Source organism: uncultured Salinisphaera sp. (genome assembly GCF_964012375.1).
In the GTDB taxonomy this organism is placed as follows: Bacteria; Pseudomonadota; Gammaproteobacteria; order Nevskiales; family Salinisphaeraceae; genus Salinisphaera.
Genome location: NZ_CAXGSH010000018.1, coordinates 22631 through 44849 on the forward strand (window position 1 = coordinate 22631; position 22219 = coordinate 44849).

A 22219-nucleotide genomic window follows, 5' to 3' on the forward strand; every position below is an offset into this window, starting at 1 on the left:
ATCCGCCCGACGCCCGGATGACGCGCCGGCTGTCGATCGCGCTTGCTGGGCTTCGGCGGTGACGAGCGGGGTTAGCGTAAGCGCGCCGCTGATACGTCCTCATCGCGCTTTACCGCAATTTTTGTGCGTAGTAGTTTCACAGGAACTGCTTTAGCGATATGAGGTTAGCGATGTCTCGACCGCCCCTGGATGATGCCCGTTTGCAAACGCTCGCCGCCGCGGCCGCGCTGGAACTCTCGCCCGAGCGCCGTGAAGTGTTGCGGCCAGTGCTCGACGGCGTGCTGCAACAGCTCGATCGCCTATACGACGTAGAGGTGGATGAAACGGTGCCGGTTCATTCCTTCGATGCGCGTTGGGAGGCAGAACGATGAACGATATACTTTCGCTGTCTGCTGCCGAGCTCGGCGCCAAACTCAAGGCCCGCGACCTGTCGCCGGTGGACGCCGTCGAGGCCTGCCTCGAACGCATCGAAGCCACCGAGCCCAAGCTCAATGCCTACGTGCGCGTATTGGCCGACGAGGCCCGTGCTGCTGCCCGCCAGGCCGAACAGGAGATTGCTGCCGGCGACTGGCGTGGGCCGTTGCACGGCGTGCCGGTGGCCCTCAAGGACCTCTACGATCTGGCGAATGTGCCCACGACCGCCTCGTCGCGCGTGCGTGAAGACTGGACGCCGACGACCGACAGCGCCGCCGCCGAACGGCTGAAGCAGGCCGGGGCGGTGATTCTCGGCAAGACCCATACCCACGAATTCGCCTACGGCATCAGCACGCCGACCACGCGCAACCCGTGGGATACCGAGCGCACGCCGGGCGGTTCCAGCGGCGGCTCCGGTGCCACCGTGGCTTCGGCCGGGGCGTTCATGGCCATGGGCAGCGATACCGGCGGCTCCATTCGCATTCCGGCCGGCTTGTGCGGCACCGTGGGCCTGAAGCCGACATTTGGGCGTGTCAGCCGCGTTGGCATCACCTCGCTTTCCTGGGGGCTGGATCATGCCGGGCCTTTGACGCGTACGGTCGAAGACGCGGCGCTTTCGCTGCAGGCGTTGGCCGGCTACGACCCGCGCGACCCCGGCAGCGTCAACGAGCCGGTGCCAGATTATCTGGCCGGCCTGCACAACGGCATCCAGGGTCTACGCGTCGGCGTGCCGACGAACTATTTCTTCGACCGGGTCGACACCGAAATCGAAGCCGCGGTGCGCCAGGCCTACGAGCAGCTTCAGGCACTCGGGGCCGAACTGGTCGAGGTCGAACTGCCCATGGCCGATCAGTTCGTGCCTGTGGAGTTCGGCATCATGATGCCCGAAGCCAGCGATTATCATCGCGATATGCTGCGCGAGAAGGCCGAGCTGTATAACGACGACGTGCGCGTGCTGCTCGAGGCGGGCGAACTCGTGCCGGCAACGGCCTATATTCGTGCCCAGCGCGTGCGCCATCTCATCCAGCAGCAATTCAGCCAGCTCTACCAGCAGGTCGATGTCATCGTCGCACCGACCACCACGGCCCCGGCGGTCACTGCAGGCACCGAGTCCGTCACCTGGCCCAACGGCCGCGAAGAATCGCTGATGTCGGCCTATACACGCTTTGCCGTACCCGGCAACGTCACCGGGCTGCCGGCCATGAGCGTTCCCTGCGGTTTCACCGAAAACGGCTTGCCGATTGGTTTCCAGGCGATCGGTCGTCCCTTCGACGAATCCACGGTGTTGCGTCTGGGTGCGGCCTACGAGGCGGCGACGGATTGGCACCAACGCCGCCCGGGTATCTGAGTACAGGTTCAGGCGGCGCGGCGACAACGATCCGGTTCTTGAGCCGCGCCGCCACTGGCTATCCCGATGAAGCTGTACTGCCCCGCGATGAAGGGTCATTCGGGTGTTGTATGTCGAATTCGTGGCGCCGGCTCAAAGCCTTGGGCTAATCGGTTTCCGCAATCCGGGATGAAGCATCCTGTCGCCAGAGATCGCGCCAGATATCGCGAGATGTTCGGCCAGTCTGGTCGCAGCCCCTAGCCGGACGCCCAGGTCTTGCGCCGTTCGCGCGCCAGCTCGACGACCCTGGCGATATCCTCGTCCGTATAAACGCCGTTCACGCCCGCGATAGGGGCCAGCTTCATGCCGTGCTTGAGGCCGAGCTTGTAAATCTCCTTGACCTTGCGCCACTCGGTATCGCGGCCGACCGTGAACGCTTCGAAGCGGCCTTCCAACGCCAGCACGATGGTCTCTGCGAGACAGGCATAAACGATGTTTTCCGGCAGGGCGATATCGCGCATTCCGCGGACCTTGGAGGGCAGTTCGATTTCGCCGGATTCGATCACCAGAACGTCCGGGCGCTTGGCGCATTCCTCGGGCGGCAGGTCGAGCGGGCGGGCCACGTCGGTGATTACGCAGCCGGGTTTGACCGCGGTGATGTCCAGCACCTTCTTGCCGGCGCCCGAGGTCGTGGTGACGATCATATCCATCTCGGCTAAATGCCCCTCGTAGTCGGCCGCCGCGACCACTTTCGCCTCGGGCGTCTCTTCGAGGATGGATGCCTTCAGCACCTCGAGCTTGTCCTGATCGCGGCCGGCGAGATAGACCTCGTCGAACGTCATCGCCAGCAGGCGCGCGCTCACCGAGCCGATCGAGCCGGTCGCGCCGATCACCATGGCCTTGGCCTGTACGCGGCCACCTTTCGGCGCTTCCACCAGGCCCATGCGGCGCATCGCGTCGGCGGCGGCCCAGAGCGCGCCGGACGCCGAGTAACTATTGCCGGTGGTCACCGGCAGGTTCGCGCGCTGGGCCACGGTCATGCCCGCGTCACCGACAACCTTCGTGAATGCGCCCAGGCCGATGATCTGGGCGCCCATCTTCTGTGCCTTGTCCGCGGCCGCGAGCAGCCGGCGATAGGTGAATTCCGGGCTACGGGCGAGCATCTCCTTGGGCGTGCCACCTACCGCAATCAGCCAGCCCTCCGCTTGCGCGCCGGTCGGCGAGATGATGTTCGTCATCTTGCAGTACTCCATGGGCGGCAACATGGCAGCGGCTTTTTCGACCTGATCCATCAGGCGCTTGGGTGTGGATTTCGGTAGCAGCGGTAAGCCCTTCCGGATCGCTTGCTGGCTGAGCGGATGGATAATGAACGCGAAACGGCGCACGTTGCGGAAGTGCCCGGTGGGGTGCAGCAGCTGCGCGGTGAGCTCCAGCTCGTCGATGATGCCGGCCCGTGTTTCGTCCGAGAGCTCCTGCGGCTCAAGCTCGGTCGCCGCGAGGATCATCGCCTCGATCACGTCGACGTCGACCACTTGCTTGAACGGCTGCGGGCAGATATCGATCGCGAGATTGACCTCCTGTGCCTTCAGCCAGGCCAGGCTCTGTTCATCGATCGCCGAGCTGAGCAGGGTCTTGCCCTTTAGATTGCCGTCGCCAGCAAAGGAGCGGATATCCTCGATCGCGCCGACAATCACATGCGACTTGGCCAATTCCTGGGCCAGCAGGCGCTGCTTGATCTTCGCCAGCCTGGGCAGCACTGCACCTAGCTTGCGTGTCGCCCAGATGCCGTTGGCCATGGCGCTGCCAGTGGCGAACAGTTCCAGCTGTGCCAAAGACGACAACATGGTGGGCGTGCCCGTCTGTAACAGCGCGTCGGCAAAACTCAAATTGGGCGTGTAATGCGACATCTCGACGGCGATGTCGTAGTTCAAGCTGCCGGACATGAACAACACCCGGCTGTTGTTGAAGTAGCTGCCCAACGTCTTGTGCACATGGCGCACCGCGCGCAGCTGCAGCATGCGACGCAGATGCGCGCCGGTGGTCGCCGGTACCCGTGTTACCACCTTCAGCAGCTTGTCTTTATCCACGAAACGCCGTGTGCCCACGTCGCAGTAGTCGCGGATCAGACCCAGCCCCACCGCATCGGCGTGGGACTGCGCGCGGCGCAGCAGATCCCAGGCGCGATCCGCGTCGCCGTCCGCGCCCTGGCGGGTGACGGTGAAGTCCTTACCCAAAAATTTGGTTTTAAGGGAATAGTCCTGCGCGGACGGGCCCATCGAGACGGAAATGACGTGTTTCAAAGCCAGCTCCCCAGTCCGTTTTCTTGTGCGAACAACTTGCTCTGGGCGCGAGGTCTTACGATCACCGGCGCCTGCTTGTCCTGGAGACGGTGGGTTCAAGTTCCGACCGCGACACGGCAGCGGTGCTCCAGAGCCTCTCGAGGCGCGAGATAAGCCAAGCGTTTTCGTGGGCAATAATTAAGCGAACATACTACTTTTGTCTAGGTCTGCTCGTGTGACAGTTCGCAACGAGGGGTTTTTGCGGTGAAACCGTCGGCGGATATGCCGCGCCCCTCAAAACACGCGTAGCAGATGTCGCCGTTGCTATTTCTCGTGCTCTCGGTTGATCGAATCCACAAGACGGGAGAGGCATCGACGGCGTTGTTCGACTTCCCGGGCGTGGCGCCTGCGTTCTTTATTGGGGGCGGCACCTCGGCCTATGCGCGGGTGCTTGCATGGCTGCCGCCGTTATATGTGCAGCCGGGCTGGTCGGCTACCGCCACCGGGCGCCTATTGGCTGGCCTCACTCTATGCCCAGGTCGTAGTGCCTGTCAGGCTTCGACGCAGATGGCGCGTCGTCCGTGCACGGTTATGTTCTAGCTCGTAGCGCGATCTTGGCGATACGTCGGCCGAGTGATCCGCAGACGAGGTATGGCAGTTTTGACAGGGGTCAAAAACTGACCCTATTTCGAGATTAACGAAACTGAGATGTCACCAGCTATGCACTTGGACCGGCTGCTTGATGGGTGCACGCGGTGTCCGGGGCCCGGCGCCGGATTCGTTGGTCTGGCAAGCGTTACCTTGATCGTCTCGCAATAGCGAAGAATTGATACGGCCGTTACGAGGCGATGCGCACGGTATTCGATTCCTCACCGCCTGGCGCTTTGGCGGCGGCGTCAGCGTCGCTGATCTCATCGTGGTTCGCGGCTGCGCGCGGCGGCCGCGTCTGTGGAGGGGATGAACTACAGGGTCTTCCCTGGTGTAGCGCTTTCGCATCATCGAGATTTGCGGTGGTGGCCATGTTGCGCACCGCGGTAACCAGCCCGTTGGTGCAGTCGCTAATGCGCACGATGGCCTCGCCGGCATGGCGGGCCATATCGACGCCTCGATCGACGCTGCCGCGACAGTTTTGCATGCTGGCCGTGGCGTCGCCGGAAAGCGTCTGCAGCTTGCCGATCATCTCGGAAATTTCGCTCGCCGCTTCGGCGGTTCTGTGCGCCAGCTGGCGTACTTCGTGGGCCACCACGGAAAAGCCGCGGCCGTGCTCGCCGGCTCGTGCAGCTTCGACGGCTGCGTTCAGCGAAAGCATATTCGTTTGCGACGCAATCGAGCGAATGGTTTCCACGATGACCGTGATGGCGTCCGTCTGCCCGGCCAGTTCGCCGAGCAGGTTCGAGGTGACGCTGATCTGATCGGCCATGCTGCGGATTTCACACACCGTGTCGTCGATAACGCGCTGGCCGGCGCCGGCTTCGGTTTCGGTGTCGGCGGAAATACGGCAGGCGGTGCGTATGCTTTCGCTTTCGCGGTCGACCCGCTCGGTGATGTCGCTGGCGAATTTGATGATTTTGTAGAGTTGGCCGTCTTCGTCAAAGATCGGGTTGTAGGTGGCTTCCAGCCACAGCACCCGGCCGGCGTGGTCGTAGCGTTTGAATTGCCCCGCCATGAACTTGCCTTCGTTGAGTCGTGCCCAGAAATCGCGATATTGGGCGCTACTGGCCAACTCGCGACCGCAGAAGATGCGATGATGAGCACCGACGATCTCATCCAGCGTATAACCCACGGTGGCCAGAAAGTTGTCGTTGGCGGTCAGGATTTGCCCACTCGGCGTAAATTCGATGACCGCCATGGAGCGGTTGATAGCCCGCAGCCGCCGGCTGACTTCCTGTTCTTCGTTAACCTTCGCCGTGATGTCGGTTGCGATCTTGATCACGCGAACGACGCGCCCGCGCCGGTCGTGGATAGGGTTGTAAGAAGCCTCCAGCCACAGGCGCTCGCCAGCCTGGGTCAAACGTTCGCAGCGGCCGTTGACGAACTCGCCTTCGCGGAGCCGCGCCCAGAACGCTGCGTAATCCGCGCTTTGTGCGTATTCCCGAGAACAAAGCAGGCTGTGATGCTGGCCGATGATCGACTCGGCGTCATAACCGGTGGTTTCCAGAAACGCGCTATTGGCGCACAGGATCTTGCCCTGCGGATCGAATTCGATCACGGCCATGGATCGATGAATAGCCTTGATTAGCGCGGTTTTATGGCAAGCTGCCTCCGATTTGAACACGTCTTTTTCTCCCCGTTAGGCGCCGCTGCCCGTTCTGGGTATATGAGTTTTATTGGGCGCATGACGGCAACATCGGCTCGCCGCGAGCAATACTTGAGAAAAATCCGTCAGACTGGCGCCAGAATGCAGTTAGAGAAGTGTAGAAGGCGCCTGCTGAGGCTAGAAGTCTCGATAAAATGGCAGCACTCGGCACTCAGTCGAACTGTGACGCTCCGGCATGATGATGCGGGCGTGGCGACCGCCGGGTGTACGACGGGCCATCGCGCTGGGCTGCCTTTGTCGAGGCAAAGCCAAAGCGGTCAAGGCGGCGGCAGAACGCAGGCCATCGTATGAGTAGAGCCCTGGACCGGCGGTGCCGTCTGAAGCTCAAGCGGGTCGGTGCGATCCTTCGGTCTGAGCCGGTTTGTGGACGCTGTAAGCTGACCATGTGGCATTGAGCGGCTGAGCGACTTGGCCTCTAACAAGCATGGAGAACGTGAATGGATACCAGCGATACTGCGACCGCCGGCGCCGGTTCGATTGAAGAACGCATCTGGCCGGTCGTCATCATCGGCACGGGTTTTGGCGGCCAGGCTACGGCGGTGAACCTCCTGCGCCGCGATATCGACGACTTCCTGATGCTCGAGCGGCGCGACTTCATGGGCGGCACCTGGCAGCAGAACAGCTATCCCGGCGCGGCCGTGGATGTGCAGTCGCCGTTGTATTCGTTGTCGTTCGAGCCCTGGCCCTGGACGCAGATGTTCGCCGAGCGCGAGGAGCTGGCCGAATACACCGCACACGTCATCGACAAATACGGCCTGCGCGAGAAAACCCGTCTGTCTCACAACGTCGAACAGGTGGCCTGGCAGGAGGACGAGGGCGTCTGGCATATCCAGGTGGCCGACCGGCCCGCGATTCGCGCACGCGTGCTCATCAACGCGTCCGGGCCGCTATCGACGCCTGTCATCCCGAATTTTCCGGGGCGTGAGCGCTTCGAGGGCGAAAGCTTTCATACCAACGACTGGAACCACGACTTCGATCACCGCGGCAAACGCCTGGCCATCATCGGCAGCGGCGCGAGCGCGGCCCAGATCATTCCGGCCATCGCGCCCGACGTCGCCGAGCTGCACGTGTTCCAGCGTAGCCCGCACTGGGTCATTCCGCGACCGGACCGCAAGTTCGGCGCGCTCACGCGGCGGCTTTTGGCGATCAAGCCGGTCTACAAGGCGGTACGCACCGCGATCTACTGGGGGCTGGAGTCGCGCATCATCGGTTTCAAGTATTCGCGCACCATGCTCAACCTCATCGCCCAGCGAAAGGCCGACAAGCATCTCGAAGAACAGGTGCCGGATGAGGCGCTGCGCGCCAGGCTTACGCCGGATTTCACCATCGGCTGCAAGCGCATCATTCTCTCGAACACGCTCTACCCGGCGCTCATGCGTGACAACGTCACCCTGCACGACGCGCAAGACGGCATCGAAGAAGTCACCGAAACGGGTATTCGCACGAAGCAGGGCGAAGCAATCGATCTGGACTGTATCGTCTGGTCTACCGGCTACGACGCAACCGACGGCATGATTTCCTACCCCGTGATCGGTCGCCACGGCAAGACGCTCGCCGATTTCTGGGCCGACTATCCGCGGGCCTATCTCGGCACCGCAATTCCGGGTTTTCCCAATCTGTTCATCGGCACGGGGCCGAATACCGGCATCGGCCATACCTCGCATATCTTCATGATCGAATCGCAGCTGAAATACATCATCCAGTGCGTGGAGAAGGTGCTCAAAAGCGACGCCGGCCAGATCGAGGTCACGCCCGAAGCCGAGGCGCGTTATACCGCGAAGATTCATGACGAAATGGCGCAGACCGTCTGGCATACCGGCGGCTGTAACAGCTGGTACAAGAGCGCTTCCGGTCGCGTGACGGCTATGTTCCCGGGCTTTACGTTCACCTACCGTCGCATGGCCGAGAACTTCAAGCGCGACGACCATCGGCTAGTGTAAGCGCGAACGCAGGCGCTGGAGCGCTCGAAGCGACCTGCGGCGAACCTTGGGCCGCGTTGGAGATCCGGTGATTTGCCGGGCGAGGCGAACGAGCGCGCCTATTCGCGGTCAAGCAAGTAAGTCGACCGCGATTGATTGCTGCGCCGCAGCGCGATCGCCCGTTGCCATTTAGCGATCGCCCCGAGGTGCGCGCCTGAACAATGATCATTCCCACCATTCCGGGCTTCCGTCATATCCTGAAAGGCATCTGGTGGCCGCTGCTGCTGATGTTCATCTGGGACGTGCTGATTACGCTGTTGTATTTCGCCCAGCCCGAGCGCTACCAGGAATTTCAGTCGTCGGCCTTGTCGCGAACCACGCTCACCCTGTTCGGCACGGTCATCGTGCTGTTTCTGGGGTTTCGATCGAACTCGGCGTATGCGCGCTGGTGGGAAGGCCGGGTGCTGTGGGGGCTGATGATCAACGCGTCCCGCAATATCACGCGCCTGGCCCTGTCGTGTATCGACTCGGCCGATGCACGGGCACGCGAGCTGCGTGAGGCGATGGTGGTCAATCAGGCCGCCTACGTGCATATCCTGCGCTGCCAGCTGCGCGGTACGGATCGCTCGGAGCCGGCCTATCGGCTGCTGCCGCCCGAGCGGGCCGAACGCGTGCTTGCCTACACCAATGCGGCCAACGCCCTGCTCAACGAAAACGGGCGTCTGGCCGGCCAGGCGCTGGCGCACGGCTATATCGATACGATCCAGCAGTCGCGCATGGAAGCGGTGAATGTTGATATCGCCAATTCGCAGGGCGGTATGGAGCGCATCAAGAAAACGCCGCTGCCCATGCAGTATCGGTTTTTCCCGCAGCTGTTCGTACGCCTTTTCTGTATCCTGCTGCCCATTGGCATCGCGCCGTATCTGGGCATATTCACGCCCATCGGCTCGTCGCTGGTCGCGCTGATGTTTCTGGCCGCCCTGCACATCGGCGATGAACTGGTCGATCCGTTTGCCAACAACGCGCACGATCTGCCGCTCGAGGCCATGTGTACCACCATCGAAATCGATCTCATGGAATCGATCGACAGGCCGGCCCCGCCGGCGACCCAGCCGGTTAAAGGCGTTCTTTGGTAGGCGCTTGCCGTTGAAACGAGGCGCGGCGTGATCAGGTTCTGCCCGCATCGGCCGATACCGATAAGACAGCGGTGGCATGCATAGCGCCGCACCCTGCGCAGCCGTGGTCTGGCTTGGCCTGCGGCGGATCGCGTGCGGCCGATACCCGCGCGAACACCTTCAATGCCGGCCAAGGACGGCGGCCCCGATACAATGCTGAAATGGTTGGCCAAACTCTGGAAGATCGGGGCCCGCGACACCGATCCGGCCATGCGACGGCGAATCATGCTCAGCAATCAGCTCGCCGTGTTCGGTGCCGTGACAACCCTGCCTTATCAGCTGTTCTATGCCTGTACGGCGTTTACCTATTATGCGCCGGTGTTCGCCAGCAATGTCGTGATCATGTCGGGCTATCTGTGGACACTGCGGGCCAACCACCGTCGCCGGCACGATTCGGCACGCAATTTCGTCGTCTTAGTCGCGATGATCCAACTCGCGGTTGTGACCTGGTATCTGGGCCGTGGTCTGGGCGTACACCTGTTCTACTTCACGATCGTAAGCATTCTGCCGCTGTTGTTCGAACGGGCCCGGGCCACGACGATCGGCGCGCTGGCGTTTGCCAACGTGCTGCTGTTCTGGATCTGCGATCAGTATTTCGGCAACGGCACGGTGCCGTTGCTCGTGCCCGATACGGCGCGTTCCGTGGCGTTCGGCTTCAGTGCGGCCGCCGCCGTCGCTTTGATCAGCGCCTTCATGCTGTTGTTTCGGCATCAGATTGACGTCGTCGAGCAGAGCCTGCGACGGACGAATCGGGAACTCGAGCGTCTGAGTGCGACCGATGCGCTCACCGAGTTGCCCAATCGTCGCGCCGTGGATGCCTTTCTGGTGCGCTGGTCGCAGACGCCCGATGCGACCGTCGGCGTCGTGCTATGCGATATCGACTATTTCAAGCTCTACAACGACCACTACGGCCATCTGCTTGGCGACAGAACGCTGCATGCCATAGGCACTGCCCTGCGTGGTGCCACGCGCTGCGATTTCGACATAGTGGCGCGCTACGGCGGTGAAGAATTCATGATCCTGTTGCCGCAGGCCGACGCGGCCTATATCCGGTCGGCGGCCGAGCGGCTGCGAGCCGCCGTCGAAGCACTGGCAATCGAGCATGCCTATCGCCCCGACGCGTTCGGCATCGTCACCGTGAGCGTCGGCTACAGCCGGTTCGATACGCTCGACTGGACGCCCGGCGCGCCCAAACGGGAACCGATCGATGCCGCCGACCAAGCCTTGTATCGCGCCAAGAGTCTCGGCCGCAATCGCACGGAGAGCGGCTTTCTGGGCGACTAGTTCAGACGGCCGCGCAAAGGGGCGCGCCAGCGTCGGTGTAACGCCGGCTTGGCGGCCCGCGGAGCACGCGCCAAGACCGACGCCCGCGTCGGGTCATGCAGGCCCAGCCGCCGTGTCCGAACCGAATGCCTGTCTTAGTCGTCGATAACGCCAGGCCATGGGCTCGTCGTCGCGGTCACGCCAGCCCCGGCAGCGGGCGGGCCGTCGGCCCGGGTACGCCGGGTGTTCGAAGGGGCCTGCACGGCCTGGTCGCATAAACCGGCCGCATAAAAAAGCGCCGACCGCACTTCGCGGATCGGCGCCGTCGCCCCTGGCCTGCGTCAGCGCTAGCTGCCCAGCGCGAGTGCGCCCGCCATGCCGCCGGACGGCGCGCGGGACGTCGCTACGGGCGAACCATGCGTGTGGGTGGCGTCCGTGTGGGCCGGTGCTTGCTCGTCGACCGTAAACTGGCCGACTTCGCGGGTCATCTCTACCGCCTGCTCGTCGAGCGACTTGCTGGCCGCAGCCACCTGTTCCACCAGGGCCGAGTTCTGCTGCGTCACCGATTCCAGCTGCGCAATGGCCTGGTTGATCTGTTCGATCCCTTGCGACTGTTCGTTCGTGGCGCTCGATATATCGGTCACCAGTGCGGCAACCTGGCGGATACGCGAGGCGATATCCGTCAACGTGGTGTGCGTATCGCCCACCAGCCTGTTGCCCGTATCGATGGTCGATACGTTGCGTTCGATCAACTGGCGGATACGCTGGGCTTCGTTCGCGCTGCGGCTGGCGAGCTGGCGTACTTCCGAGGCAACCACGGCAAAGCCGCGGCCGTGTTCACCGGCCCGGGCCGCCTCTACCGAGGCGTTCAGGGCCAGCAGGTTGGTCTGGAAGGCGATGCCGTCGATCGCTTCGACGATGTCGGTGACTTCCTGGTTGGCGCTATGGATATCGTTCATCGCCTTGCGTGCGTTGTCGGCGATCGCGCGCGCCTGCGAGGCCTGCTCGGACACGTCTTCGGACAGACGCTGGGCCTCGCCCGCGTTTTCGGCCGTGTGGCGGACCGTGGCGTTGATTTCCTCAAGGCTGGCAGCGGTTTCCTCGATGGAGGCCGACTGCTGCTCGGTTCGTTGCGCCAGATCCTGATTGCCCTGGGAGATTTCACCGCTGGCCACTTCCACCGACAGGGCGCTGCGCTGAATGTTTCGCACCAGCTGGGCGGTGCTTTCGGTCGCCTCGTTGAAAGCGCGATAGAGCTGCGATAGTTCGTCGGTGCCGGGCACCGCCAGCCGCTGACTCAGATCGCCATCGCGATGGGTGATGTCATGCAGTGCACGTTTGAGCGGGCCTACGATCGCGCGCACGATGGCCGTGGTCAGCGCCAGCGTCAGCAGCGATGCCAGAATCGCGATGGCGGCATAAGCCCAGAGGTCGGTTCGGGCCTGGCTGCGCAAGGCCTCGGCCATGCTGACGATATCCGCGGTAACCGTGTCTTCCACACTCTTGAGCCGGCCGATCTTGACCGTTTGCCAGTCGAACCACTGCTGTGGATCCACTCCGAAACCGCCCTGGTCAGCGCGCTCGATGGCGCGTTGCCGCAGGCCACCAAGACGGTCGATCTCGGGACCGGACAAGGCGGTTTGATATGCGTCGCGCATGGCCGGGGCAGCCAGCGTGTCGAAGGCTTTCAGGAACGCGCTCTCGGAACCGATGAGGTTGAGAAAGCGCCGGTACAGCGCCGGCGGCATCGCGTCCGCGGCGAATGCGTTTGCCAGCACGGCCCGCTCGATACCGGCGAGATCCTTGGCTTCCAGCAGATTGTAGTACGCGGACAGCGCGCGTGCGATCGGGGCTTCGCTGGTCATATCGCCCAGTTCGCCGGCAAGACCGATGAGCGCGGCGTTGGTGCTCGTGTAGTGGCCCAGCGCATCCGCCAGTGGTACCGACAGCGCATCCACGCGGCTGCGCATGGCGGCGGTCGCATTCAGGCGTTGCCGAGCGTCGTCGATCCGGTCGCGGATGGCGGCGCTTAGGTGATTGTCGTCCAGGGCGGCGAGCTGATTGATGAAGGACTTGACCGCGCTATCGACGGCCGGGCGTTGTTCGCGCAGTTCGTTGTCGAAGCTCTGGCCGGCGCTGCCCAGAAAGCCAGCGGTCATGCCGCGCTCGAGCTGAAGTTGATGCACCAGCCCGCCGGCCTGCTGGGCCACGGCGGTCAACGACTGCAGGCGCTTCATTTCGCCGACGAGTTGCTGGCGTTCGACGATGCCGGTCACGGCAAAGTAGAGCATGGCCAAGGCGGGCAGGCTCAATGCCAGCAAGAACTTGCGACTGATACCGATACGATGCAGTAAGTGTTTCATGGTCCGCGTAAAGATTGGGGACGCGTGCCGAGCCCATGAACAAACGGCTCGTCCACTGTCTTTGGTGGCAGGGATGTCGAGATTCTGGCTTCCTATCGGCGGGAGGATTGTTTTTTTTAAGATCGCCTTGGCATGCGTTACGCGTTGGCTGTGCGCATAGCGCAAGTATCGTGGCCGGGCCGACCGCGCCCACGCATGGGTCGCTGCCCGGCCCGGCTCGGCTGTATCAGGTGGTGGGTTGGCTTCGTGTGGCTGCGTGATTCGGGCCGATGCATTCGCCAGCGCGGCCGTCAGAGTCGGTCAAACACCATGGCGCGCATCTCGGCCGGCGGCCGGCCCGCACGGTGGTGTTTTCCATTAGCCGGCTCATGCCAGCCGGCGGGCGGCCAGAGCGTCAGGCTGGCACGAGCCTCGAGCGTTTAGCCGGGGTCGCGCTCGAACTCGCTGAGCGCGTTCATCAGGTCGTCGTCATCGTCGCCCTGTTCGGCCGCGCTGTCGGCCATGGCATCGAGTTCGTCGGTGGGCGGTACGTCGAAGCGGGGCGGGGCCGGCGGCGCATTTTCTTCCGCCGCGTCGGCCCGGGCGGCGGGGGCGGTCGGCGCGGCCTGCCCGCTCTTCTGCGCCGGCTTCTTGCGCGGCGGCTTTTGGGCGTCGTCGGTGCCGTTGGATTGCTGCTTTTCGCTGGCGGTCGCACAAATACAGACCTGTCCATCGGTCCATACCACTTGGGTGATCTGCGCCGGCCATTGCTTGTTCGCCCGGGTGACGATCTGCACCGTATCGCCCACCTGAACGGGCTCTTGCGTTTTGCAGCCCCAGTCGCCGTTACGCAGTTTGCAGGGGTTGGCTTCGATCAGGTCGTCTTCACTCATGGCGTTCGTTGCTTGTACGGTTGTCGAGAGTATCGATGCCGGCAACGCGATGTTCAAACGCGGATAATGTCCAGCGCCGGGCGTGGTTTGGCGCAACAGCCGATCACCGAGTGTCGATTTTGCATGAAGTTCGGTATTCGGCTCGCGCCGCCGCCCGTCGTACGGAACCTACGCGGTAACCGCTAACCCGCTTCGAGCACGGATACGTAGTTCGCTACCGCCGCGCCGCCCATGTTGAAGATCAGCCCCAGCTTGGCGTTGGGCAGCTGCAGCTCGCCGGCCCGGCCGGTGAGCTGGCGATAGGCGATTGCATGCATGGATACGCCGGTCGCGCCCACCGGATGGCCTTTCGCTTTCAGTCCGCCGGACAGATTCACCGGCAGGCGGCCGTCGCGGTAGACGCTGCCGTCCTCGATCGCGCGTGCGCCTTCGCCTTTGGGCGCGAGGCCCATGGCTTCGTAGGTGAGCAGCTCGGCAATGGTGAAACAGTCGTGGACTTCGGCGAAGTCGATATCGGCGAGCGCCACGCCGGCCTGTTCGAGTGCCATGGCGAAGGCGCGTTCCGGGCCTTCGAAGGCCACGAAATCCCGACGGCCCATGGGCAGAAAATCGCTTACGTGTACGGCCGAGCGAAAACGGGCGGCGTTATCGAAGTTCGCGGCGTTGTCGCCAGCCGTGAGCACGATCGCGGCGGCGCCGTCAGTGACCAGCGAGCAATCGGTCAGGCGCAACGGCGGGGCAATCTCGGGGTTCTTGTCGCTGACCTGACTGCAGGCCTCGAAAGAGAATTCCTTCTGCATATGGGCCAGCGGGTTACGCATGGCGTTGTGGTGGTTCTTGGCCGCGATATGCGCCATCGCATCGAGCGGGCTCGCATAGCGTTCGGCGTACTGGTTCGCGGCCACGCCGAACACCTGCGGAAAGCTCAGCGTCTTTTCATGGTCGTCGTTCTGATAGCCGGCGCCGGCGAGGGCCGTGGTGACATCGGCGGTCGAGCGATGGGTCATTTTCTCGGCGCCGACCACGAGCACGGTTTTCGCCTTGCCGGCCTGGATGGTGTTCATGCCGGCATGGATGGCCGCCGAGCCTGAGGCACAGGCATTTTCAGCGCGCATGGCCGGTTTGAAGCGCAGCTCTGGATAGGCCTGATGAATCAACGATGCAGCAAAGCCGTCGGTGACCATGCCGGAGTTGAAATGGCCGAGAAAGACCGCGTCGATCTGCTCGGGCGCGAGGCCGGATTCTTCCACTGCTTCGCGCGTAGCCGCCACGATCAGGGCTTCCAGATTGTCGTCGAGCCGGCCGAATTTCGTATGGCCGCTGCCGACGATCGCCACTGTATTGCTCATATTGTATGTCTCGGGTTGGACAGGTAGACGCCATAAACCGGGGCGCTTATGCCGACCGTTTTACGAGTGCGGCAGCGATTACGCAACCGCGAAGCGAGCTTTGCCGGGCCGGGTGCTTCGATGGCCGTTGGCGATGCCCAGGGGACACCGCTGCTAAGCTCGCGCGCGGTTCTCATCATGGATATGTCTTGTGGCCACACGTCGTCGTGTTCTGAAACAACTCACCGCGGGTGCCGCGCTATCAGTGTTCGGTATGCCGGCGGTTGTTGCCCGCGAGACTGACGATTTCGCGGCGACGGTGCACGAGCTTGAAAAGCGCCACGGCGGCCGCCTCGGCGTCGCCGTGCTCGATACCGGCAACGATCGACATATCGCCCATCGCGGCGACGAGCGCTTTCTTTTGTGCAGCACGTTCAAGGTTGTCGCCGCGGCGATGATCCTCTCCCGCGTGGACGCGAACGAAGAGTCGCTCGACCGACATATCGACTACAGCACGAACGATCTCGTGACCTATTCGCCCGAGACCGAAAAGCATGCCGGCAGCGGCATGCGTCTGGGCGCGATCTGTCGCGCCGCGATCACGTTGAGCGACAACACCGCCGGCAACCTCATGCTCGAGAGTCTGGGCGGACCGGAAGCGCTCACCGCCTTCATGCGTTCGCTCGGCGATGACGTGACCCGGCTGGATCGCTACGAGACAGCGCTCAACGAATACATCCCCGGCAACCCGCACGACAGCACCACGCCGCGAGCGATGGTGGCACTCATGCAGAAGCTTCTGTTGGGTGATCGTCTTACTTCGGCCTCGCGCGACCAGCTCATTGCATGGCTCGAAGCCAATGAAACCGGCGACAACCGCCTGCGTGCCGGCCTGGGCGAAGGCTGGCGTATCGGCGACAAGACCGGTTCCGGCGGCAACAACACCGGCAACGATATCGCCATTGCCAGGCCCCATGGTGCCGCGCCGGTATTGATTGCCACCTATTACACGGGCTCGGACGCATCGAACGCCCAACGTGATCGCGTGCTCGCCGAGGTGGGTGCGGCGGTGGCGCGTTGGCATGCCTCAGCGTGAATACGTATCGCTGAACCGCCAGGTCCGCGTACGGCGCGACGCCTGGCGGTCGCCGGTACGCACACGGGCTTAGGGCTGAGTCGACGGCCGTCGCGCTGCGCCGTCGCGGTATTCGCGGCCCGTTTGCAGGTCGATATAGAAGTGGATCGGCTCGCCGGTGTCCGGTTCGAACAGCACGCGGCCGTCGTCTTCGATATAGCCGTAGACCGGCGCGACGACGATGTCGCCGCTCTGACTGTCGAGCAGACCTTCGCCAACAGCCTTGCCCTCGCCGTTCTTGGCGCGGTAGACGACCCGGTCGGGCGCGAGCGCCGTGCTGTCGAGGGCGATGTTCGCTGCTCGAAATACCCAGCGGTGGTGTTCGGTGTCGTAGATGCCCTTGCGGCCTTCGCTGTCCGTGCCTGCATAGCGGTGCGGGCCGAGCGCGCCGCTGCCCATGTCGGTCATGGGCAGCGACTCGAAGGTCAGATCGGGTGAGAGCACGCCATAAGGCTCGGCATGGCGAAACAGCATGCGCCCGTCGGCGAGCATGCAGTAAAAGCCAGGGCGCGGCTCCCAATCGGGCGCCCATTGACCGTCGCTGTCGAAGAAGAACGTCAGCGTCGTGCCCGGCTCGATTCGGCCGGTGCGCGTCACCCGCGACGTGAGCGCAAACCACCGGCTGTTCGGGACCGGCGTGAGTGCAGCCACCGCGCCCGGCTGGGCGAACACCGTGGTGGCCAGATAATTGCCATCGTCGAAACGAAAGTCCGGTAGCGCAGCGGGCAACGCGCGCGACAGATCCGGGAAGAGATAGAAGCGCCCGTTTTCGTCTTCGAAAACCTCGCTGCGCGCCAAGATAATCGTATCGCCGTCGTCGGTCTTGACCGGCACGCCGAAGCGTTCGGTAAATATCTGCTTATCGACCGGCCGGCCGTCGCGGCCGACACGGCGATGGCGCTTATCTTCGATACGTTGCAGGAAGGTGCCGTCGGCAAGGCGGTCGCGTATATCTTCGGCCACGGCGACGAAACGGCCGGCCTCGTCGCTCGCATACAGCGTGTCGTCGATAACCACTGCGCCGTCGGGCCAATGGCCGATCCACAGATCGGCCGGGCGATAACGCTCGGGCTTCCAGTCGTCGCGCCAGTAACGGCTGGGGGCGCCGCCCTTCTTGTCGTCGGCCCGGTTGCTTTCATAGAGGGTCTGGCCGGTGTTCGGGTTGTACACCCGCCAGATCGCGCGCGGCACCCGGGTTACCAGCGTGGGCCCGTTATGCGACGTACTCAGGATGTTGAACTCCGGCCAGAAACGCCACTCCCACACCCGCCACCAGGCGTTGTATTCGGTCTTGGTGACGACCAGCGCGGCATGCGGCGTGTCGAGGAACTCCATCGCTGTATAGTCAAAATCCAGCGCCATACGGCCGTGGGCATCGACCAGCCCCCAGCGATCCGCTGCGGTGGCGACCGGCGCATAACCGTGACCGCCAGGCCGGGCCTGTGCAAAGCGCGGCTCGACGAGCGTGCGCCCCTCTAGGGTCGAGAAACCGAACTGCCCGTCGGCGCCGCGCCAAGGCACCATGCGGATATCGGCGACCGACTCGGAAGGCGCGCTACAGCCGATCACCACCAGCGCGAGCAATAGCGACAGCAGGGCAGCGGGCCAGAGGCGACGACGCCCGCTACAGACGACGGTCGGCGTCGTTCTCATGGTGGCGGAGCGCCGGCTGTCGAGCGGTCAAGGTCGAACAACCGCCCGCACAGCGCGCCGGCCGCCAGTGCAAGCGGGGTGAAAGCGACGGCCTGCAGGTGCTCTGCGTCGGCGGCCCATAGCGCAGCGACCGAAATCTGCAGCAGCCAGCCCAGCGTGCCGGCGAGCGCGCCCAGGCCCCAGCGGCTGCGATGGCTGCTGCGGTATTTCATCCAGCCATACAGCGCCCCGGCCACGGCCGCGGAGGGGCCGGCAAAGAAATAGGCGAATATCGAGAAGAACAGCCAGCCGCCGAGCACTTCGTCATGGGTCAACGGCGAACCGGTAGGCGAAAGCAGCATTGCCGGGACCACGAATAGCGCGGTGCCGATCGGCGGCCCTGCCAGGGCGAAGCGCCACGTCCCCGCCCAGCTAAGTTGCAGCGCCCGACGCAGGCTTAGCGGCGCGCGCGCCGGGGCGCGGGCGTTTGGCTTGGATTCGGATGCGAGGGGCATGCAACAGAAGAGGGTGCGGTGGTGATCGGCATACTGCCGCGTTTGGCCTGGGCATGCCATGCGGCCTGCAAAAGGCCGATTCTGGGTCGTTGTGTGTTCAGTGCCGCACGCTTTGTCGGTGCCCCGATTTTCAGGCCGGTTCAAAAAGCCCGCGTGTTGTTGTTTGCCGGCCCGAAACGGCCTAACTTCTGCACAACCTGCACGAGGATGGCGCCCGCAATGACCCGCGAAAACGAAGTGATGGAATCGCCGTCGCCCTGGCGTTTGCTGGCACGGGTGATGCCGTTCGTCGTGGTTGGGGTGGTCGTCGCGCTGCTGGTCTTTGAAGCGCGGCATGTGGATCTGCGCGCGATTCAGAAAAATCTGGCCGCGGTCGCACCGCCCTATCTGCTGATGCTCGCGCTCGGCGGCGTGCTGGCAAGCGGCGCCACGGCCGGCTACGACGTGATCGCAGCACGCGTGATCGGCTATCGGCGGCGTCTGCTCACCGGCCTGCGCGTGGGCATGATCGTGACCGGCATCAACAACGTCGCCAGTCTGTCGGGGCTGACCGGCTCCAGTCTGCGCGTGCTCCTGCTCAGCGGCGACGGGGTCGCCACGTCGGCAGCATTGCGCTATGCCGGCCTGGTGGCCGCGGCCCTGCCGCTGGGGCTGTCGGCGCTGGCGGTGCTCACCCTGATCGCGCGCCCGGCTGTGCTGGGGGCCACGCCCATGCCGGAATGGCTCGTGCTCGCCGCGCTCGGACTGGTGGCGCTGTATCTGCCGGTCTATCTGTTGCTGGCCATGACTTCGTTGGGGCGGGTCGGGCGTTTCGCCTCCGTGGAGCGCCTGAGCGCGACGCAGGCCGGTGCCTTTGTGTCGATGTCGGTCATCGAATGGCTGCTGGCCGTCGCCGTGCTGTGGAGCTGTGTGTTCGTGCTGGGCGAAGCGATGCCGCCGACGGTGCTGATTGCATCTTTCGTGCTGGCCGCGACGCTGGGCATTCTCAGCTTTCTGCCGGGCGGGCTCGGCGTGTTCGATGCCACGCTGGTCGGCCTGCTCGTGGCCCAGGGCAGCGATACCGAAACCGCGGTCGCCGCGCTCGTGCTCTATCGAGTCGCCTATTATCTGGTGCCGTTGATCGTCGCGCTGTTTCTGGGCGCCGACATGCTGGCCCGTTCGCGTCTGGCGGCGACGTTGCGCAGTCATCCGGTGGTTTCGATTCTGGCCTGGCCGCTGTCGCAGGCCGTCAATCTCGGGCTGCGACTGCTATCCGGGCTGACCGCCGTGGCCGGCGTGCTGCTGCTAGCCGGCGCGGCGTTTCCCAACCTGTTGTCGCACAACCGGCTGCTGTCGCAATGGCTGCCGCTGGCAGCGGTCGAGGTCAGTCATCTGGCAAGCGTTGTGGTCGGCCTGACGCTCATCGTGGCGGCCCGCGGGCTGGCACTGCGGCTGCGGCGCGCGCTCTGGCTTGCGATCGCGCTGCTGCTGGCTGGCGCCCTGTTCGGTCTGATACGCGGTCTGGACTGGGGCACGAGTGCACTGCTGCTTGCGGTTGCTGCGTTGCTGTGGGCAGGGCGCGATACCTTCGATCGACACGGCAGCCTGTCGCGCCAGCTCAGCGCCTGGCCGTGGACGCTGGCGCTTTTGGTTGCACTCGTCGGCTATCTGCTGCTCGGCCAGGTGTTCTATAACGGCGGACCGCTCAACCCGCTGGTGTTCGGTTTCGATATCCATTCGACACGATTCCTGCGCGGTGCGCTGGTGGCCTCCTTGAGCGTGGTCGTGCTGGTGATCTGGACCTGGCCGCGCTGGCCGGAGCCGACGCTGGACAAACCGGACGGGCCCGCCCTCGACGATCTGGTGGGGTGGCTGAACGCGCACGGCTCCAACGGCTATTCCCACCTGCTGCTGTTGGGTGACAAGGCCCTGTTCTACAGCGGCGCGAACCGTGAAGCGCTGCTCGGCTATGCGGCGGTGCGCAATCGCCTGATCGCGTTGTCGGACCCGGTGGGCGATGCCGCGGCCCGGCGTACGGCCATCGCCGAATTTCGGCGTCTGGCCGAGGCCCAGCACTGTACGCCGGTGTTCTATCAGGTTGGCCCGGACGATCTATCGGCCTATCTGGACAACGGCTTCGTGCTGTTCAAGCTGGGCGAGATCGCACGCGTGAGCCTCGCCGACTTCTCCATGACCGGCAAACGCAACGAAAACAAGCGCGGGGCCCTCAATCGTGCCCAGCGTCTGGGGCTGGACTTCGAAGTGCTCGAACCACCGTTCGAGACGGCCCTGCTGGATGATCTGGCCGGCGTCTCCGACGACTGGCTGGGCGACAGGCCGGCCGAAAAGGCCTTCTCGCTGGGTTGTTTCGATCGCGACTATCTCCAGCGCGCGCCGATTGCGGTGGTACGCGAGGCCTCGGGGCGCATCATCGCCTTTGCCAGCATTCTGCCCAGCTACGGCCACAAGGAGGAGTATTCCATCGACCTCATGCGCCATATGGGCGATGCCCCCGGCGGCACCATGGATTTCCTGTTCGTGCGGCTCATGCAGACCGCACAGGCGGCCGGCTATGACTGGTTCTGTCTGGGCGTGGCGCCGCTGGCCGGCGTGGGCGACACGCCCTGGGCCCGCCCGGCCGAACAGCTGGCCCGTATTGCCTTCGAACACGGCAACCGCTTCTACAACTACAAGGGCCTGAAAGCGTTCAAGGACAAATGGCACCCCGAGTGGCACTCGGTCTATCTGGCCTATCCACCCAACACGCCGCTATCGACGCTACAGATCGATATCGCGGCGCTGATCGCCGGCGGCTACCGGCGTATTCTCGGCCACGGCTGAGCCCAGCCCGCCTTAGCTGCCGGGTGGCCAGTTCTTGAACTGCTTGGGCCGCGGCGGCGCATAGGTGCGGCTCTTGGAGGTGGTCAGGCCTTGGCGGACCAGCCCTTCGGCCAGGCACACGGCCGCGGCCACGCCGTCGATCACCGGCACGCCGGTACGCTCGATCACGCGCTGGGTCAGCCCCGACATGCCGCCACAGCCCAGGCAGATCGCCTCGGCCCGGTCTTCTTCCACGGCGGCCACGGCCTGTTCGACGATGCGCTCGATAGCGGCGTCCGGGTCGCGTTCGAGATCGAGCACGGCTAGCCCGCTGGCCCGTACCGAGGCACAGCGCCGATCGAAGCCGGCCAGCAGCAGGCGGTCTTCGATGAGCGGCACGGCCCGGTCGAGCGTGGTGACCACCGAGTATTTGTGGCCGACGAACATCGCGCTCGCCGCCGCCGCTTCGGTGATATCCACCACCGGCACGTCGAACAGCTCCTGTAGCCCCTCGCGGCCGTGTTCGCCGTAGCCGGCCTGGATGATGGCGTCGTATTCGCCCTCGTAGGCACGAATGGTTTCCATCACCGCGATCGCGGCGAGATAGCTTTCATAGTTGCCTTCCACCGATTCGGCGCCGAACGCGGGCGTAAGGGGGACAATTTCGGTGCCGGGGGCGGCCACGCGCCGTGCCTGGGCGGCAATGGCGTCGGTCATGGAGGTGGTGGTGTTGACGTTGGCGATAAGAATTCGCATGCAATGCTCTTTTAAGTTGGGGAACCTTTGATCTGTTCATGCACGGATCGCGTTTGTGTCCCAAAAGGCCTCGATACAAGGCGCATGGCGCCGCGTCATGGCCATCCTATGACCAAGCCATGCAA

At 64.0% G+C, this 22219-nt stretch carries 15 protein-coding genes and 1 pseudogene; 8 read left to right on the plus strand and 8 right to left on the minus strand.

Annotated elements, in window-relative coordinates:
* The first annotated feature begins 170 nt into the window (after positions 1-170).
* A complete protein-coding gene (locus ABNU97_RS05080; protein ID WP_348765664.1) occupies positions 171-371 on the plus strand; it encodes a hypothetical protein in 201 nt (66 codons plus the stop codon).
* Positions 368-1762 (plus strand): amidase, encoded by a 1395-nt coding sequence (locus ABNU97_RS05085; RefSeq protein ID WP_348765665.1) that lies wholly within the window; start codon positions 368-370, stop codon positions 1760-1762. Before ABNU97_RS05080 ends, ABNU97_RS05085 begins: the two co-directional genes overlap by 4 nt.
* Positions 1763-1998: 236 nt before the next feature.
* On the opposite strand, the gene ABNU97_RS05090 is transcribed toward ABNU97_RS05085, so the two are convergent.
* Positions 1999-4215 (minus strand): saccharopine dehydrogenase NADP-binding domain-containing protein, encoded by a 2217-nt coding sequence (locus tag ABNU97_RS05090; protein ID WP_348765666.1) that lies wholly within the window; start codon positions 4213-4215, stop codon positions 1999-2001.
* A gap of 219 nt (positions 4216-4434) precedes the next feature.
* On the opposite strand from ABNU97_RS05090, the pseudogene ABNU97_RS05095 reads away from it, so the two are divergent.
* Positions 4435-4551: pseudogene (locus ABNU97_RS05095) on the plus strand (MFS transporter); the annotation flags it as partial.
* 307 nt (positions 4552-4858) lie between these two features.
* Here ABNU97_RS05095 and ABNU97_RS05100 read toward each other — a convergent pair.
* A complete protein-coding gene (locus tag ABNU97_RS05100; RefSeq protein WP_348765667.1) occupies positions 4859-6235 on the minus strand; it encodes a PAS domain-containing methyl-accepting chemotaxis protein in 1377 nt (458 codons plus the stop codon).
* A gap of 539 nt (positions 6236-6774) precedes the next feature.
* Between ABNU97_RS05100 and ABNU97_RS05105 the strand changes: the two genes are divergently transcribed.
* The 3 genes from ABNU97_RS05105 (at position 6775) to ABNU97_RS05115 (ending at position 10715) form a co-directional block, all read left to right on the plus strand.
* Positions 6775-8277: an NAD(P)/FAD-dependent oxidoreductase gene (locus ABNU97_RS05105; protein ID WP_348765668.1), complete on the plus strand. Its 1503-nt coding sequence runs from the start codon at positions 6775-6777 to the stop codon at positions 8275-8277.
* Positions 8278-8477: 200 nt separating this feature from the next.
* Complete coding sequence (locus ABNU97_RS05110; RefSeq protein ID WP_348765669.1) at positions 8478-9392, plus strand: bestrophin family ion channel; 915 nt, start codon at positions 8478-8480, stop codon at positions 9390-9392.
* 162 nt (positions 9393-9554) lie between these two features.
* A complete protein-coding gene (locus ABNU97_RS05115) occupies positions 9555-10715 on the plus strand; it encodes a diguanylate cyclase (RefSeq protein WP_348765670.1) in 1161 nt (386 codons plus the stop codon).
* A 326-nt stretch (positions 10716-11041) separates the two neighbouring features.
* On the opposite strand, the gene ABNU97_RS05120 is transcribed toward ABNU97_RS05115, so the two are convergent.
* From ABNU97_RS05120 to ABNU97_RS05130, 3 genes are all read right to left on the minus strand, one after another.
* On the minus strand, positions 11042-13057 hold the full coding sequence (locus tag ABNU97_RS05120; RefSeq protein WP_348765671.1) for a nitrate- and nitrite sensing domain-containing protein: 2016 nt from the start codon (positions 13055-13057) through the stop codon (positions 11042-11044).
* 419 nt (positions 13058-13476) lie between these two features.
* Positions 13477-13929, minus strand: coding sequence for a hypothetical protein (locus tag ABNU97_RS05125; RefSeq protein WP_348765672.1), 453 nt, complete (start codon positions 13927-13929; stop codon positions 13477-13479).
* 182 nt (positions 13930-14111) lie between these two features.
* Positions 14112-15278, minus strand: coding sequence for an acetyl-CoA acetyltransferase (locus ABNU97_RS05130; RefSeq protein WP_348765673.1), 1167 nt, complete (start codon positions 15276-15278; stop codon positions 14112-14114).
* Positions 15279-15468: 190 nt separating this feature from the next.
* Here ABNU97_RS05130 and bla point away from each other — a divergent pair, with 190 nt between their 5' ends.
* Positions 15469-16353 (plus strand): class A beta-lactamase, encoded by an 885-nt coding sequence (gene bla / locus ABNU97_RS05135; protein ID WP_348765674.1) that lies wholly within the window; start codon positions 15469-15471, stop codon positions 16351-16353.
* Positions 16354-16422: 69 nt separating this feature from the next.
* Here the strand turns inward: bla and ABNU97_RS05140 are convergent, their stop codons facing one another.
* Both ABNU97_RS05140 and ABNU97_RS05145 read right to left on the minus strand, forming a co-directional pair.
* The gene (locus tag ABNU97_RS05140; protein ID WP_348765675.1) at positions 16423-18045 is read right to left on the minus strand and encodes a hypothetical protein; all 1623 of its coding nucleotides are present in this window, start codon (positions 18043-18045) and stop codon (positions 16423-16425) included.
* Positions 18042-18398, minus strand: a complete 357-nt coding sequence (locus tag ABNU97_RS05145) for a hypothetical protein (protein ID WP_348765676.1) — start codon at positions 18396-18398, stop codon at positions 18042-18044. The genes ABNU97_RS05140 and ABNU97_RS05145 overlap by 4 nt, the downstream gene beginning before the upstream one ends.
* A 360-nt stretch (positions 18399-18758) precedes the next feature.
* On the opposite strand from ABNU97_RS05145, the gene mprF reads away from it, so the two are divergent.
* The gene (gene mprF, locus ABNU97_RS05150; RefSeq protein WP_348765677.1) at positions 18759-21359 is read left to right on the plus strand and encodes a bifunctional lysylphosphatidylglycerol flippase/synthetase MprF; all 2601 of its coding nucleotides are present in this window, start codon (positions 18759-18761) and stop codon (positions 21357-21359) included.
* Positions 21360-21371: 12 nt separating this feature from the next.
* On the opposite strand, the gene ABNU97_RS05155 is transcribed toward mprF, so the two are convergent.
* A complete protein-coding gene (locus tag ABNU97_RS05155) occupies positions 21372-22094 on the minus strand; it encodes an aspartate/glutamate racemase family protein (RefSeq protein ID WP_348765678.1) in 723 nt (240 codons plus the stop codon).
* Positions 22095-22219 lie beyond the last annotated feature (125 nt).